Source organism: Geodermatophilus sp. SYSU D01119 (genome assembly GCF_054049975.1).
The window spans coordinates 39,579-55,261 of the sequence record NZ_JBJGYL010000014.1 but is presented as its reverse complement, the minus strand read 5'-3'; the positions used below and the strand labels follow the sequence as shown (position 1 = coordinate 55,261).

At 74.9% G+C, this 15,683-nt stretch carries 13 protein-coding genes; 11 read left to right on the top strand and 2 right to left on the bottom strand.

Annotated elements, in window-relative coordinates; all coding sequences use genetic code 11:
* Positions 1–8 precede the first annotated feature (8 nt).
* The 9 genes from ACI79X_RS12890 (at position 9) to hpf (ending at position 10,679) form a co-directional block, all read left to right on the top strand.
* Complete coding sequence (locus tag ACI79X_RS12890) at positions 9–965, top strand: DUF808 domain-containing protein (RefSeq protein ID WP_457025799.1); 957 nt, start codon at positions 9–11, stop codon at positions 963–965.
* Positions 966–1,061: 96 nt separating this feature from the next.
* Positions 1,062–2,237, top strand: a complete 1,176-nt coding sequence (manA, locus tag ACI79X_RS12885) for a mannose-6-phosphate isomerase, class I (protein ID WP_457025798.1) — start codon at positions 1,062–1,064, stop codon at positions 2,235–2,237.
* An 85-nt stretch (positions 2,238–2,322) separates the two neighbouring features.
* A complete protein-coding gene (locus ACI79X_RS12880) occupies positions 2,323–3,171 on the top strand; it encodes an HNH endonuclease family protein (protein WP_457025797.1) in 849 nt (282 codons plus the stop codon).
* A 119-nt stretch (positions 3,172–3,290) separates the two neighbouring features.
* Positions 3,291–4,790: an adenosylhomocysteinase gene (ahcY, locus tag ACI79X_RS12875; RefSeq protein ID WP_457025796.1), complete on the top strand. Its 1,500-nt coding sequence runs from the start codon at positions 3,291–3,293 to the stop codon at positions 4,788–4,790.
* A 131-nt stretch (positions 4,791–4,921) separates the two neighbouring features.
* Positions 4,922–5,629, top strand: coding sequence for an MtrAB system response regulator MtrA (gene mtrA, locus ACI79X_RS12870; RefSeq protein ID WP_457025795.1), 708 nt, complete (start codon positions 4,922–4,924; stop codon positions 5,627–5,629).
* 4 nt (positions 5,630–5,633) lie between these two features.
* Positions 5,634–7,400, top strand: coding sequence for an MtrAB system histidine kinase MtrB (mtrB, locus tag ACI79X_RS12865; RefSeq protein WP_457025794.1), 1,767 nt, complete (start codon positions 5,634–5,636; stop codon positions 7,398–7,400).
* Positions 7,397–9,112 carry an LpqB family beta-propeller domain-containing protein gene (locus ACI79X_RS12860; protein WP_457025793.1) on the top strand — a complete coding sequence of 572 codons (1,716 nt, stop codon included), beginning with the start codon at positions 7,397–7,399 and terminating at the stop codon, positions 9,110–9,112. The genes mtrB and ACI79X_RS12860 overlap by 4 nt, the downstream gene beginning before the upstream one ends.
* Before the next feature lie 57 nt (positions 9,113–9,169).
* Positions 9,170–9,922 (top strand): ComF family protein, encoded by a 753-nt coding sequence (locus ACI79X_RS12855; RefSeq protein ID WP_457025792.1) that lies wholly within the window; start codon positions 9,170–9,172, stop codon positions 9,920–9,922.
* Between the two features lie 67 nt (positions 9,923–9,989).
* The gene (gene hpf, locus ACI79X_RS12850; protein ID WP_457025791.1) at positions 9,990–10,679 is read left to right on the top strand and encodes a ribosome hibernation-promoting factor, HPF/YfiA family; all 690 of its coding nucleotides are present in this window, start codon (positions 9,990–9,992) and stop codon (positions 10,677–10,679) included.
* Between the two features lie 36 nt (positions 10,680–10,715).
* On the opposite strand, the gene ACI79X_RS12845 is transcribed toward hpf, so the two are convergent.
* Both ACI79X_RS12845 and ACI79X_RS12840 read right to left on the bottom strand, forming a co-directional pair.
* Complete coding sequence (locus ACI79X_RS12845) at positions 10,716–11,282, bottom strand: GNAT family N-acetyltransferase (protein ID WP_457025790.1); 567 nt, start codon at positions 11,280–11,282, stop codon at positions 10,716–10,718.
* Between the two features lie 10 nt (positions 11,283–11,292).
* On the bottom strand, positions 11,293–11,685 hold the full coding sequence (locus ACI79X_RS12840) for a pyridoxamine 5'-phosphate oxidase family protein (RefSeq protein ID WP_457025789.1): 393 nt from the start codon (positions 11,683–11,685) through the stop codon (positions 11,293–11,295).
* Between the two features lie 42 nt (positions 11,686–11,727).
* Here ACI79X_RS12840 and ACI79X_RS12835 point away from each other — a divergent pair, with 42 nt between their 5' ends.
* The gene (locus ACI79X_RS12835; protein ID WP_457025788.1) at positions 11,728–12,429 is read left to right on the top strand and encodes an SDR family NAD(P)-dependent oxidoreductase; all 702 of its coding nucleotides are present in this window, start codon (positions 11,728–11,730) and stop codon (positions 12,427–12,429) included.
* A gap of 69 nt (positions 12,430–12,498) precedes the next feature.
* Positions 12,499–15,588 (top strand): preprotein translocase subunit SecA, encoded by a 3,090-nt coding sequence (gene secA, locus ACI79X_RS12830; protein WP_457025787.1) that lies wholly within the window; start codon positions 12,499–12,501, stop codon positions 15,586–15,588.
* Positions 15,589–15,683: the final 95 nt, after the last annotated feature.

Here is a 15,683-nt window from a genome sequence, read left to right as displayed (position 1 = left end):
GACCTCCCGTGGCCGGTGGACTCGTAGCCCTGTTCGACGACGTGGCGCTGATCGCCCGCGCCGCGGCCGCCTCGATCGACGACGTGGGGGCCGCGGCGGGCAAGGCGAGCATGAAGGCCGCCGGGGTCGTCGTCGACGACACCGCGGTCACGCCCCAGTACGTGCAGGGCATCAGCGCCCAGCGGGAGATCCCGATCATCCGGCGCATCGCGCTCGGGTCGCTGCGCAACAAGCTGCTGGTCATCCTCCCGGCGATCCTGCTGCTCAGCGAGTTCCTGCCGTGGCTGCTCACCCCGATCCTCATGGTCGGCGGCGCCTACCTCTGCTACGAGGGCGCCGAGAAGATCTGGCACCGGCTGCGCGGGCACTCCGCCGCGCACGGCGACGCGGAGAACCACCCGCCGGACGAGGACACCCTCGTGCGCGGCGCCGTGCGCACCGACCTGATCCTGTCGGCCGAGATCATGGTGATCTCGCTCAACGAGGTGGCCGACGAGGGCTTCTGGTCCCGGGCGGCGATCCTCGTCGTCGTCGGCCTGCTCATCACCGTGCTCGTCTACGGCGTGGTCGCGCTCATCGTGAAGATGGACGACGCCGGCCTGCGGCTGTCCCGGTCGGACAGCAGGGGCGTGGCCGGGTTCGGCCGGGGCCTGGTCAAGGCGATGCCGCGGCTGCTGGCGGCGCTCACCGTGATCGGCACGGTGGCGATGCTGTGGGTCGGCGGCCACATCCTGCTGGTCGGCACCGACGAGCTCGGCTGGCACGCCCTCTACGAGGTCGTCCACCACTGGGAGGAGGCCGCGCACGAGGCGACCGGCGCCCTCGGCGGGGTGGTCGGCTGGCTGGTGAACACGCTGGCGAGCGCGGTCGTCGGCCTCGTCGTCGGGGCGGTGGTCGTGCTCGTGCTGAGCCTGACGCTGCACCGCCGCAAGGGCCGGACGGGCGAGGGGGCGGCCACCCACTGAACGGGTGGGGCATCACCCGGCCCGACCGGGTGATGTGGCGGGAGAGACGGGTGGGACGGGCCGATCCGGGCCCGTCCGCCGCTAGCCTGCTCGGTGATGTGGCAGCTGAGCAGCGCGGTCCGGAACTACCCCTGGGGTAGTCGCACCGTCATCCCCGAACTCCTGGGCCGGCCCAGCCCGGCCGCGCAGCCCGAGGCCGAGCTGTGGATGGGCGCCCACCCCGACCAGCCGAGCGTGCTGCCCGACGGCAGCCCGCTCGACGCGGCGATCTCGGCCGACCCCGAGCGGCTGCTCGGGGCCCCGGTGGTGGAGCGCTTCGGCGCCCGGCTGCCGTTCCTCATGAAGGTGCTGGCCGCCGACGCGCCGCTGTCGCTGCAGGCGCACCCGACGATGGCCCAGGCCCGCGCGGGCTTCGCCGCCGAGGAGGCGGCCGGGATCCCCAAGGACGACCCGACGCGGACGTTCAAGGACCCGTGGCACAAGCCCGAGCTGCTGCTCGCGCTGACCACCTTCGAGGCGCTGTGCGGCTTCCGGCCGATCGAGGAGTCGCTGCACTGCCTGGCCAAGCTGCAGCTGCCCGACCTCAAGCCGACGATCGCGGCGCTGGCCCGCGGCGGGCTGCAGGCGGCCATCCCGCAGCTGCTGGCGCTGTCGGGCAAGCGGCGCACGCACCTGGTGGAGGTGGTGGCCGAGCGCGCCGCCGGTTTCGTCGCCGCGCACGACCCGGAGTTCATCAACACCTACCGGTGGGCGGCCACGCTGGCCGAGGCCTACCCCGGCGACCCGGGCGTCGTCATCTCGCTGATGTGCAACCACCTGAAGCTCGCGCCCGGCGAGGCGGTGTTCCTGCCCGCGGGGAACCTGCACGCCTACCTGTCCGGCGCCGGCGTCGAGGTGATGGCCAGCTCGGACAACGTGCTGCGCGGCGGCCTGACCAGCAAGCACGTCGACCTGGCCGCGCTCATCGAGGTCCTCGACTTCTCCGACGGCAAGATCCCGGTCCTGCACCCGGTGCTCGGGCCCGGTGGCCTGCGCTACCCGGTGCCGGTCGACGACTTCGACCTCACCCGCGTCCAGCTCGACGAGCAGGCCGGCCCGCTGACCACCCGCGGCCCGCAGGTGGTGCTGTGCACCGAGGGCCGCGCGGTCCTCGCCGGTGCCGACGGCGAGGTGGTGCTCGAGCGCGGCACGTCGGCGTTCGTGCCGGCCGGTGCCCCGGTCACCGCCCGCGGCCCGGCCGTCCTCTACCGGGCCACCACGAACCTGCGCTGACCGGACACCGACCTGCGCCGACCTCCCGCCGGAGGGGTCGCGTGTCGCGGCGGGGAGGGGCCCGCCGGCCGACGTAGCGTCGGTCGTGCCCTCCCCGTCGCCCCGCCGCGCGCTCGCCGCGCTGGGCGCCGTGGTGGGCGCCGTGGTGGCCCTGACGTCGGGGTGCGACCTGGGCGCGGGCGCCGCGCCCGCACCGGTGACCGGCCCGCCGGGCAGCGCCCTGGAGACCCTCGCGACGATCGACGTCCGCGGCCGCGGCCCGCGCACCGGCTACGAGCGCGACGAGTTCGGCGACGGCTGGGTCGACACCGACCGCAACGGCTGCGACACCCGCAACGACGTCCTCGCCCGCGACCTCACCGGCGAGACGTTCGTGCCCGGCACCCGCGACTGCGTCGTCGCCACCGGCACCCTCGCCGACCCGTACTCCGGCCGCACCCTCGAGTTCCGCCGCGGCGAGGGCACCAGCGAGGCGGTGCAGATCGACCACGTCGTCGCGCTCTCGGACGCCTGGCAGAAGGGCGCGCGGCAGTGGGACGACGCGCGCCGCACGCAGTTCGCCAACGACCCGCTCAACCTGCTCGCCGTCGACGGCCCGCTCAACATGCAGAAGGGCGACGGCGACGCCGCGACCTGGCTGCCGCCGGACCGGTCCTACCGCTGCGCGTACGTGGCCCGGCAGGTCGCGGTGAAGGCCGGCTACGGCCTGTGGGTGACGCAGGCCGAGCACGACGCCATGGCCGCGGTGCTCGGCACCTGCCCCGGGGAGCCGCTGCCCGGAGGCGCGCCGCTGCCCGCGCAGGAGACGCCGCAGGGGCCGTTCCCCGACTGCGCCGCGGCCCGCGCCGCCGGCGCCGCGCCCCTCCGCGAGGGCGAGCCGGGCTGGAACCCCGGCCTCGACGGCGACGGGGACGGGGTCGGCTGCGAGTCCTGACCGCCGCGCTGGGCTACCCTGGGAGACGGCACGAGCCCCGCCGAAGCCTCGGCATGCTCGCTCATCTCAGTGACCCCGGGTCCCGCCTACCCGGCGCGGGGCATCGACCCTGGAGCGACATGACCGCCTCTACCGGCACCCGTCCCCTGACCACCCCGAACGGCGAGGCCGACTTCAAGGTCGCCGACCTCTCCCTGGCGCCGTTCGGCCGCAAGGAGATCCAGCTCGCCGAGCACGAGATGCCCGGCCTCATGGCGCTGCGCGCCGAGTACGGCGACGAGCAGCCGCTGGCCGGCGCCCGCATCGCGGGCTCCCTGCACATGACCGTGCAGACCGCCGTCCTCATCGAGACCCTCGTCGCGCTCGGCGCCGACGTCCGCTGGGTCTCCTGCAACATCTTCTCCACCCAGGACCACGCCGCCGCCGCGATCGTCGTCGGCCCCGAGGGCACGGCCGAGGCGCCCGCCGGCGTCCCGGTCTTCGCCTGGAAGGGCGAGACGCTCGAGGAGTACTGGTGGTGCACCCAGCGCCTGTTCGAGTTCCGCGACGAGAGCGGCGACGTCGTCGGCCCCAACATGCTGCTCGACGACGGCGGTGACGCCACGCTGCTGGTGCACCTCGGCACCCGCTTCGAGGCCGACGGCGCCGTCCCCGACACCACCGAGGCCGACTCCGAGGAGTACGGCGTCATCCTCGACGTCCTGCGCGGCACGCTGGCCGCCGACGCCGGCTACTGGACCCGCATCGGCCAGGGCATCCGCGGCGTCACCGAGGAGACCACCACCGGCGTCATGCGCCTGTACGAGCTCGCCCGCGACGGCCGGCTGCTCTTCCCGGCGATCAACGTCAACGACTCGGTCACCAAGAGCAAGTTCGACAACCTCTACGGCTGCCGGCACTCGCTCATCGACGGCATCAACCGCGCCACCGACGTCATGATCGGCGGCAAGGTCGCGGTGGTCTGCGGCTACGGCGACGTCGGCAAGGGCTGCGCGGAGTCGCTGCGCGGCCAGGGCGCCCGGGTCATCGTCACCGAGATCGACCCGATCAACGCCCTGCAGGCGGCGATGCACGGCTACGAGGTGACCACGCTCGACGAGGTCATCGGCAAGGCCGACATCATCATCACCGCCACCGGCAACCGCGACATCATCACCGCGGAGCAGCTCGGGCAGACCAAGCACCAGGCGATCGTGGGCAACATCGGCCACTTCGACAACGAGATCGACATGGCCGGCCTCGCCCGCACCCCGGGCATCGTGCGGACGCAGATCAAGCCGCAGGTCGACGAGTGGCGGTTCGCCGACGGCCACACGATCATCGTGCTCTCCGAGGGCCGGCTGCTGAACCTCGGCAACGCCACCGGGCACCCGAGCTTCGTCATGAGCGCCTCGTTCTCCAACCAGGTGCTCGCCCAGATCGAGCTGTGGGGCAACCGCGCTGCGTACGAGGGCGAGGAGCCCACCGTCACCGTGCTGCCGAAGAAGCTCGACGAGCACGTGGCCCGACTGCACCTCGACGCGCTCGGCGTGAAGCTCACCGAGCTGTCGAAGGTGCAGGCCGACTACATCGGCGTCCCGGTCGAGGGCCCGTACAAGAGCGAGCACTACCGCTACTGACGGCAGGACCCCTCACCCGGGGGACCGGAACGGTCCCCGGGAGGGGTGAACCTGGGGCTCGTGGGGGCGCCGGACCGGACTCTCCGGTCCGGCGCCGCCGTTATCGCCCCGTGACGTCGCAGAATGGGTCCGTGCCTCCGACCGCAGCGAACGCCGGGCCCAGCCGCGGCCGCGTCCTCGTCGTCGACGACGACGCCGCCCTCGCCGAGATGCTCGGCATCGTCCTGCGGCGCGAGGGCTACGACCCCGCGTTCGTCTCCGACGGGAACCGCGCGGTGTCGGTGTTCCAGCAGACGCGCCCCGACATCGTCCTGCTCGACCTGATGCTGCCCGGCCGCAACGGCCTGCAGATCGCCCAGGACATCCGCGCCCAGTCCACCGTCCCGATCGTCATGCTCACCGCCAAGGGCGACACGATCGACGTCGTCCAGGGCCTCGAGGCCGGCGCCGACGACTACGTGACCAAGCCGTTCAAGCCCGTCGAGCTCGTCGCCCGGGTGCGTGCCCAGCTGCGCCGCGGCGAGACCGGCCAGGCCGAGACGCTGGCGATCGGCGACGTGCAGATCGACGTCCCGGCCCACCAGGTGACCCGCGACGGCCAGCCGATCGCGCTCACCCCGCTGGAGTTCGACCTGCTGGTGGCCCTGGCCCGCAAGCCGCGCCAGGTGTTCACCCGCGAGCTGCTGCTCGAGCAGGTGTGGGGCTACCGGCACGCGGCCGACACCCGGCTGGTCAACGTCCACGTGCAGCGGCTGCGCGCCAAGATCGAGCGCGACCCGGAGAAGCCGGAGATCGTGCTGACCGTGCGCGGGGTGGGTTACAAGGCCGGCCCGCCGTGACCGCGTGAGTACGGCGGAGCGGGCCGCGGCGCCCGCGGACGCCGAGGTCCTCGAGTCGCCCCGGTCGGCGGCCCGGCGCCGGCTGCCCCGGGACCTGCCGACCCTGCGGCGCGGCGTGCGCCGGCGGGCCGGGCGGGCGCGCCGGATCGGCCGCGCGCTGCTGGCCGCCGCGCTGTCGGCCTGGCGCTCCTCGCTGCACGTCCGGATCGGCGCGATCACGATGGTCGTCGCCGGCACCGTCGTCGTCATCGTCAGCCTGGTGCTGTTCAGCCAGATCCGCACGCAGCTGCTCACCGTCAAGCAGCAGGCGGCGATCGACCAGGTGCAGTCGGGCGTCTTCTACGCCCAGACCGAGGTGGTCGGCATCGCCGCCGGTGACGCAGCGAGCGTGCGGACCACGCTGGACCGCACGGTGCAGCAGCTGCTCACCCGCGGCGGGTCGGCCGGCGACTTCGACGTCGTCATGGTCTACCGGGCCGGCGAGACCGAGCGGCCGCCCGCGGTCAGCCGCTCCGGCATCTACCCGGCGCTGCCCGACGGGCTGCGCGCCGACGTGCGCGGCGGCGGGCAGTCCTACCAGTACGCGATGGTCCCCAACGACGCCGGCCAGGAGCGTCCGACGCTGCTGGTCGGCTCCCCGGTGCCCGGCGGGGCGTCGTCGTCGGGGCAGATCGAGCTGTACTACGCCTTCCCCCTCGACCAGGAGGAGGAGACGCTCTCGCTGATCCGCAGCACCGTGGCGATCAGCGGCATCGCGCTGACCCTGTTCGTCGCCGGCATCGGCGTGCTCGTGACCCGGCTGGTCGTCGACCCGGTGCGCCGCGCGGCCGGCACCGCCCAGCGGCTGGCCGAGGGCCAGCTCGAGGAGCGGATGGCCGTCCGCGGCGAGGACGACCTCGCCCGGCTGGCCACCAGCTTCAACGCGATGGCCGACAGCCTCCAGCGGCAGATCACCCAGCTCGAGGGCCTGTCGCAGCTCCAGCAGCGGTTCACCTCCGACGTCAGCCACGAGCTGCGCACCCCGCTGACGACGGTGCAGATGGCCGCCGACGTGCTGCACGAGTCGCGGGAGGACTTCGCGCCGCACGTGGCGCGGTCGGCCGAGCTGCTGCACGAGGAGCTCGAGCGCTTCGAGCGGCTGCTGTCGGACCTGCTCGAGATCAGCCGCTACGACGCCGGCGCCGCCGTCCTGGACTGGGCGCCCACCGACCTCGGCGCGATCGTCGGCCGGGTCACCGACGGCATGGCGGCGCTCGCCGAGCGGCACGGCTGCGAGCTGCAGGTGACCTGCCCGCGCGACCCGGTGATCGCCGAGGTCGACGCCCGGCGGGTGGAGCGGATCCTGCGCAACCTCGTCGGCAACGCCATCGAGCACGGCAGCGGCAAGCCGGTCGAGGTGACGCTGGCAGCCAACCGGACGGCGGCCGCGGTGACCGTCCGCGACCACGGCGTGGGCCTCACCTCGGCCGACGCCCAGCACGTGTTCGACCGGTTCTGGCGCGCCGACCCCTCGCGGGTGCGCACCGTCGGTGGCAGCGGTCTGGGCCTGTCGATCAGCCTGGAGGACGCGCGGCTGCACGGCGGCTGGCTGCAGGTGTGGGGCCAGCCCGGTCTCGGCGCGCAGTTCCGGCTCACCGTCCCGCTGACCGCGGGCACCGACCTCACCAGCTCCCCGCTGCCGCTGCGGCCCACCATCGTGCGGCGCCCGGCCGGCGCGACCGCACAGCCGGGCGCCCGGTCGACGGCCCGCCCGGCGGTGTACCGGCCGTGAGACGACGCCGCGCCGTCCTGGCCGCCGTCGTGCTGGGGCTGCTGACCGCCTGCTCCACGGTGCCCACCGGCTCCCCGCCGGTGCAGATCACCGAGGCGCCCACCCGGCCCGCCGGCGAGGTCGGCATCGAACCGGTCGGGCCCGCCGCCGGCGCCTCCCCGGAGGAGATCGTGCGCGGCTTCGTCGACGCCGCCGCCAGCAGCGTGCAGCGCCACCCGGTCGCCCGCGACCACCTCACGCCCGAGGCGGCGGCCTCCTGGTCCGACGAGTCCGGCATCACCCTGGTCGGCGCCGACTACGCCACGGTCACCCTCGACGAGGGCACCGTGGCGCTCACCGGCGACCTGGTGGGCACGGTCGACCCGCGCGGGGTGTTCACCGCCTCCACCGGGCAGCCGTTCACCCACGAGTTCACGCTCACCGAGGCGGGCGGGCAGTGGCGCATCACCAACCCGCCCGACGGCCTGGTCATGCTCGTGCCCGACTTCGAGCGGCTCTACGACGACCTGGCCGCCTACTTCGTCGACCCGACCGGTCAGCGGGTCGTGCCCGACCGGCGCTACCTGCTCGGCGGCGGAGCCCAGCCGACGACGCTGGTGCAGCGGCTGCTCGACGGGCCCTCGCCCGCGCTGAACGCCGGGGTGGGCAACGCCCTGTCGGGCGTGACGCTCACCCGGGCGGTCACCGTCTCGGGGTCCACCGTCACCGTCGATCTCGCCGGTCTGGACGACCTGGACACCGCGCAGCTGTCCACGCTGTGCGCCCAGCTGGTGTGGACGCTCGACCAGCTCGACGGGATCAGCGCGGTGGAGATCACCAGCGGCGGCGAGCCGCTGCCGCTCGAGGGCGTCCCGTCCGTGCAGCGCACCGACGACTGGGCCGGTTACAGCCCGGAGTCGGTGCCCGCGGACGCCTCCGGGCACTACCTGGACGCCGGGCGGCTGATGACCGTCGACGGCCGGCCCGCGCCCGGGCCGGCGGGGGAGGGGGCCTACGGCCTGTCCTCCGCGGCGGTGTCGGCCGACGCGCGGACCAGCGCGCTCACCTCGATGGTCGGCGTCTCGGTCTCCGGCGGCACCGCCTCCTTCCTGGCCGGCGACTACGGCCGGGAGCTCGCGCCGGTGTTCACCGCCGGGCGGCTCTCGGCGCCCACGGTCGCCGCGACGCGGCCGGAGTACTGGGTGGTCCGCGACGAGACGACCGTGGTGCGGGTGCCCGCTGGCGGCTCGCCGCAGCCGGTGAACGCCCCGACGCTGCCCCAGCAGGGGCGCGCGACCGCGCTGCAGCTGTCGCCCGACGGCGTGCGCGCCGCGCTCGTGGTCGGCGGGGCGGACGGGTCCTCGCTGCTGGTGGGCACCGTCGTCCGCTCCGACGACGGCCCGGTCGCGCTGCGCGACCTGCGCGAGATCGCCCCGTCGCTGACCGGCGTCACCGACGTCGCCTGGCGTGACGCGGGCACCCTGCTGGTGCTCGCGGCCACCGGCGCGGAGGACGGCACCGTCCCCTACGAGGTCGGGGTCGACGGCTGGGGCCTCACCGAGGTGCCCACCGCGGGGCTGCCCAGCCAGCCGACCGCGGTGGCGGCCGCGCCCGGCCAGCAGCCGCTGGTCAGCGCGGGCGGGTCGGTGTGGGTGCTGGCCGGGGGCACGTGGGTGACGCTGGTGCGCGGGCAGCAGCCGGTGCCCGGCGTCGAGCCCTTCTACCCCGTCTGAGTCCACAGATCGGGCGGGGCCGGCCCGTCGCGCCCCCTCGGGCCCGAGGGTGGGGCGGTGCGCGCGCTCGCGGCGGCCCTCGCCGACCTGGTGCTGCCGCGCGCCTGCGCCGGCTGCGGCGTGCCAGGGCCGGTGCTGTGCCGCCGCTGCGCGGGGCTGCTCGCCCGCCCGCGGGAGGCCGCGCCGCGCCGCGTGCCGTGGGGGATGCCGCCCACCGTCGCGGCGGGCGCCTACGCCGGGCCGGTGCGCCCGGCGGTGGTGGCGTTCAAGGAGCGCGGCCGCGCGGAGCTCGCCCGCCCGCTCGGCGCCGCGCTGGCCCTCTCCGTCGCCGTCCACGCCGCGCTGCTGCCCGGGCGCCCGGTGCTGCTGGTGCCCGTGCCGGCGACCCGGGCCGCCCTGCGGGAGCGGGGCCGCGACCACGTGCGGGAGCTGGCCGGCGCCGCGGTCGCGGAGCTGCGGGCCGCCGGGGTGGAGGCCGCCGAGGCCCGGCTGCTCACCCGCCGCGGCCGGGTCCGCGACTCGGCCGGGCTGACGGTGGCGCAGCGGCGGGCCAACCTCGCCGGCACCTTCGCCGTCCGGGGTGCGGCCCCGCCCGGGGCCCTGCTCGTGGTCGTCGACGACGTGGTCACCAGCGGCACCACGCTCACCGCGGCGGCCGGCGTGCTGACCGCGACACGCCCGGGCGCCGACACGCCGGTGCTGGCCGCCGTCGTCGCCGCGACGCCACGGCCGGTCCGCCCGGGCGTTCCCGCGGCGTCACCAGGGATCCCGCCCCCGGCCGGCCGCGAGGTCGTCCGGCGGCCCCGCTGATCGACTGTCCGGGCAACGTGACAGCGACTAGCGTGCCATTGGTCACACCCGACGACCGGGAGGTCCTATGGAGATCGTGGTCCGTGGCCGCAACGTCGAGGTGCCGGAGCACTTCCGGCAGCACGTCGAGGACAAGGTCGGTCAGCTCGAGAGATTCGACGGCAAGTTGTCCCGCATCGACGTCGAGTTGTTCCACGAGAAGAACCCCCGCCAGTCCGCCAACTGCCAGCGCGTGGAGATCACGCTGCGCGGCAAGGGACCCGTGGTCCGCGCCGAGGCCAGTGCGCCGGACTTCTACGCCGCGCTCGACCTGAGCTGCGGCAAGCTCGACAACCGCCTGCGCCGGGCCAACGACCGGCGCCGCGTGCACCACGGCCGGAGGACCCCGGCCAGCGTGCGCGTGGGCGGTGGCCCGGCCGACGTCGCGCCGCTGGCCACCCCCTCGCTCGGCCTCGCCGACGGTGCCCTCGACCAGCTCACCGACGGCGAGCCGCTGGTCACCGACCTCGACGAGCACCTGCCGGGGCAGATCGTCCGGGAGAAGCACCACCCGGCCACCCCGATGACCGTCGACCAGGCCCTGCACGAGATGGAGCTCGTCGGGCACGACTTCTTCCTCTTCCAGTGCGCCGACACCGGGCAGCCGACCGTCGTCTACCGGCGGCACGCCTTCGACTACGGCCTCATCCGGCTCGTCGACCAGCCGCTCGGCGCGGCCGCGACCCCGGCGGCCGAGCCCGCCGCCGTCCCGCGCTGACACCGGGGCAGGGGCCCGGCACCCCGGGCCCCTGCCTCAGTCGGTCGCCAGCCGGCCGAACAGCACCGCGTCGGCGGAGCCGCCGTCGCGCCGCGGCAGGCAGCCGCGCACCACGCCCTCCTCGGTGAACCGGGCCCGCCGCGCGACGGCCTGCGAGGCGGCGTTGTCCACGTCGACCACGAGGTGCACCCGCGGCGCGCCGTGCGCGAACGCCCAGCCGGCGAGGCCGTCGGCGATCTCCGCGGCGAAGCCCCGGCGGCGCGCCCAGGGCGCCACCGAGTAGCCGATCTCGGGGCCCAGGTGCCGGGCGCCGCTGAGCAGCAGGCCGCCGGTGCCCACGAACGCGCCGTCGTCCTCGGCCACCACCGGCAGGCCGGTGCCCTCGGCCCGCTGCCGCTGCACCGTCTCCAGGAACGCCCGGGCGTCGTCCTCGGTGTAGGGGACCGGCGCCCCGGAGACCCAGCGCTGGGTCTCCGGGTCCTGCATCGCGCGGGTGACCGCGGCGGCGTCGTCGCCGGTGGGCGGGCGCAGCACGAGGCGGGCGGTGCGCACCACCGCGGTGGTCAGGTCGGTGCCGGTCAGGTCGAGGGTCGCGGGTTGCACCGGCCCATCGTCAGGCGTTGCCCAGCACGCGGTCGACCGAGATCTCGAGGACGACCCGCGCCGGGTTCTCCCGCGGCTGCCGGTAGCGGCGCGCGTACCGGCTCTCGGCGTCGGCGACCGACGCCGGGTCGTCGCGCACGACCGCCGTCCCCTCGAGGGTCAGCCAGCGCCGGCCGTCGACCTGGCACACGGCCACCCGCGACTGCCCGGCCCGCACGTGCCGCGCCTTGGCCGACGTGCCGGAGGTGATGACCCGGGCGGTGGCGGTGGCCGGGTCGAAGGTGACGCCGACCGGCACGACGTGCGGGCTGCCGTCGGCGCGCAGCGTCGTGAGGGTGGCCAGGTGCCGCTCGGTGAGGAAGGTCAGCAGGTCCGGCGCGAGGTCGTGCGGGTCGTGGGCCACGCGCCGAGGTTAGGTCGCCGAGGCGGCGGGCACCGGCGGGCCGTGGAGCTGGGCGGGGCGAAGGTGCTGGTGGCGGGGGCGACCGGGGTGCTCGGCGGGGCGCTGGCCCGCGCGCTCGCCGGCGCCGGGGCGCGCGTGGCGCTCGCCGGGCGGGACGGCGACCGGCTGGCCGCGCTGGCCGCGGAGCTCGGCGGTGCGCCGGCGTCCGCGGTGGACGCCGTCGACGTCGACGCCGTCCGGGCCGCGGTCGACGGCGCCGCGGGGGCCCTGGGCGGGCTCGACGCCGTCGTCGTGGCGTGGGGTGTGGTGGCCTTCGGCCCGGCGGCCGACGCCGACGACGCGGTGACCGAGGAGCTGTTCGCCGTGAACACGCTGGCGCCGATGAGCCTGGTCCGCGCGGCGCTGCCGCACCTGGCCGACGGCGGCGCGGTGGTCCTGCTCTCGGCGGTCGTGGCGGACGCGCCGACCCTGGGCATGGCCGAGTACTCGGCGAGCAAGGCGGCGCTGTCGGCGTGGGCGTCGGTGCTGCGGCGGGAGCTGCGCGGCCGGTCGGTGGCGGTGCTGGACGTGCGCCCGCCGCACGTCGACACCGGCCTGGTGGACCGGGCGCTGGCCGGCACCCCGCCGCGGCTGCCGGCCGGGCACGACCGCGACGAGCTCGTGGCGGCGGTGCTCGACGGCATCCGGCAGGGCGCGCGGGAGGTCGTCGTCGACCCGCGGGAGCGGCGGCTCGTCGTCCGCTGACCTGGGGATCGGCCGGGAGGGTACGTGCGGCGTCCCCGGCACGCCGGGTGGGCCGCCTACGCTGGGGTCGTGGTGTTCTCGAGGATCCTCCGGGCCGGAGAGGGAAAGCTCGTCCGTCGACTGGAGCGGATCGCCGACGCGATCGACTCCCTGTCCGACGACGTCGCCGACCTGACCGACGCCGAGCTGCGTGCCAAGACCGACGAGTTCAAGCAGCGCCACGAGGACGGCGAGACGCTCGACCAGCTGCTGCCCGAGGCCTTCGCCGTCGTCCGTGAGGCGGCCAGCCGGACGCTGGGCCAGCGGCACTTCCGCGTCCAGCTCATGGGCGGCGCGGCGCTGCACCTGGGCAACATCGCCGAGATGCGCACCGGTGAGGGCAAGACCCTGACCGGCGTGCTGCCGGCCTACCTCAACGCGCTGTCCGGCAAGGGCGTGCACGTGGTCACGGTCAACGACTACCTGGCCCGCCGCGACGCCGAGTGGATGGGCCGGGTGCACCGGTTCCTCGGCCTGTCGGTCGGCACGATCCTGTCGGGCGAGAAGCCCGCGCACCGCCGCGAGCAGTACGCCTGCGACATCACCTACGGCACGAACAACGAGTTCGGCTTCGACTACCTGCGCGACAACATGGCCTGGTCGAAGGCCGACCTCGTGCAGCGCGGCCACAACTACGCGATCGTCGACGAGGTCGACTCGATCCTCATCGACGAGGCCCGCACCCCGCTGATCATCAGCGGCCCGGCCGAGTCGGCGGGCAAGTGGTACGTCGAGTTCGCGCGGATCGTGCCGCTGATGAAGCGCGACGTGCACTACGAGGTGGAGGAGGCCAAGCGCACGGTCGCCGTCACCGAGGAGGGCGTGGAGTTCGTCGAGGACCAGATCGGCATCGACAACCTCTACGAGGCGGTCAACACGCCGCTGATCGGCTACCTGAACAACGCGCTGAAGGCCAAGGAGCTCTTCCACCGCGACCAGCAGTACATCGTCAGCAACGGCGAGGTGCTCATCGTCGACGAGTTCACCGGCCGCGTGCTGGCCGGCCGCCGCTACAACGAGGGCATGCACCAGGCCATCGAGGCCAAGGAGAAGGTGCAGATCAAGGACGAGAACCAGACGCTCGCCACGATCACCCTGCAGAACTACTTCCGGCTCTACGACAAGCTCTCCGGGATGACCGGCACCGCCCAGACCGAGGCGGCCGAGCTCTCCCAGACCTACAAGCTCGGCGTCGTGCCCATCCCGACGAACCGGCCGATGGTCCGCGAGGACCGCTCCGACGTCATCTACAAGACGGAGTCGGCCAAGTTCGACGCGGTCATCGACGACATCGCCGAGCGGCACGAGGCCGGGCAGCCGGTGCTCGTGGGCACCGCGAGCGTCGAGAAGTCCGAGCTGCTGTCGAAGATGCTGCTGCGCCGCGGCATCCCGCACGAGGTCCTCAACGCGAAGAACCACGCGCGGGAGGCCTCGATCGTCGCCCTCGCCGGGCGGCTCGGCGCGGTCACCGTGGCCACCAACATGGCCGGCCGCGGCACCGACATCCAGCTCGGCGGCAACGCGGAGTTCCTCGCCGACGAGGCGCTGCGGGCCCGCGGCTTGTCGCCGTCGGAGACCCCGGAGGAGTACGAGGCCGCCTGGGACGAGGCGCTGCAGGCCGCCAAGGACCAGGTCAGGGCCGAGCACGAGCAGGTCGCCGAGGCCGGCGGGCTCTACGTCCTGGGCACCGAGCGGCACGAGAGCCGCCGCATCGACAACCAGCTGCGCGGCCGCTCGGGCCGGCAGGGCGACCCGGGGGAGTCGCGGTTCTACCTCTCCCTCGGCGACGACCTGATGCGCCGGTTCAACGGCCCGATGCTCGAGTCGATGATGACCACGCTGCGCGTCCCCGACGACCAGCCGATCGAGTCGAAGATGGTCACCCGGGCCATCCGCTCGGCGCAGACGCAGGTCGAGCAGCAGAACTTCGAGGTCCGCAAGGACGTCCTCAAGTACGACGAGGTGCTCAACCGGCAGCGCACCGTCATCTACGAGGAGCGCCGCAAGGTCCTCGACGGCGAGGACCTGCACGACCAGGTCCAGCACATGCTCGACGACGTCGTCGGCGCCTACGTCGACGGCGCCACCGAGACCGGCTACGCCGAGGACTGGGACCTCGAGGTCCTGTGGAACGGGCTCAAGGCGCTCTACCCGGTGGGTCTCGACCGCGCCGAGCTGCTCGACCGGGTGGCCGACGGCGAGCAGGCCGCCCTGACCGCCGAGGTGCTCAAGCAGGAGCTGCTCGACGACGTCCACCGCGCCTACGAGGAGCGCGAGGCCGCGCTCGGCTCGGAGGTCATGCGCGAGCTCGAGCGGCGCGTGCTGCTGTCGGTCCTCGACCGCAAGTGGCGCGAGCACCTCTACGAGATGGACTACCTGCGGGCCGGCATCCACCTGCGCGCGATGGCCAACCGCGACCCGGTCGTGGAGTACCAGCGCGAGGGCTACGACATGTTCAGCGCGATGCTCGACGGCATCAAGGAGGAGTCGGTCGGCTTCCTGTTCAACCTGGAGGTCAAGACCAAGGAGCAGCAGGAGGCCGAGGCCCGCGCCCAGCAGGCCGAGGCCGAGGCCAAGGCGCTGGCCGCCGCGCAGGAGGGCACCGCCCGCGTGCTCGCCCGGCAGCGGGCGCAGCAGGAGGCGGCTGCGGCGGCTGCCGCCCAGGCTCCGGCCGCTCCGGCCGCCCCGGCTCCGGCTCCCGCGGTGGACGGCGACGGGTCCGCGCCTGCGCCGGCCGCTCCCGCGCCGGCCGCTCCGACGCCGGCCGCCCCGGTGTCGGTGTCCAAGCCGTCGGCCAAGCCCGCCGCCCGCCGCTCCACCGGCGGCCCGGCGAACCGGCCGGCCGCGCGCACGACGCCGCCGGCCCCGGCTCCCGAGGCCCCGTCGCCGTCGGGCACCGGCCCGCAGCTGGCGGTCAAGGGCCTCGACGAGCCGCGGCGCGCGCAGGAGGACCTGAGCTACTCGGCGCCGTCGCTGGACGCCTCGCCCAAGGAGAGCGGCCCGGCCAAGGCGGCCAAGACCGCGACGGTCACCGGCACCAAGGAGCCGGCCCGCAACGCGCCGTGCCCCTGCGGCTCGGGCAAGAAGTACAAGGTGTGCCACGGAGCCGCCGGTCGCTGACCGCTCACCGCACCCGACGGCGCACGCGTCGCGGCCCGGCCGCTCACCGGCCCGCGAGGCGGGGGTCGCCGGCGCGCACGGGCCGGGTGGCGGTG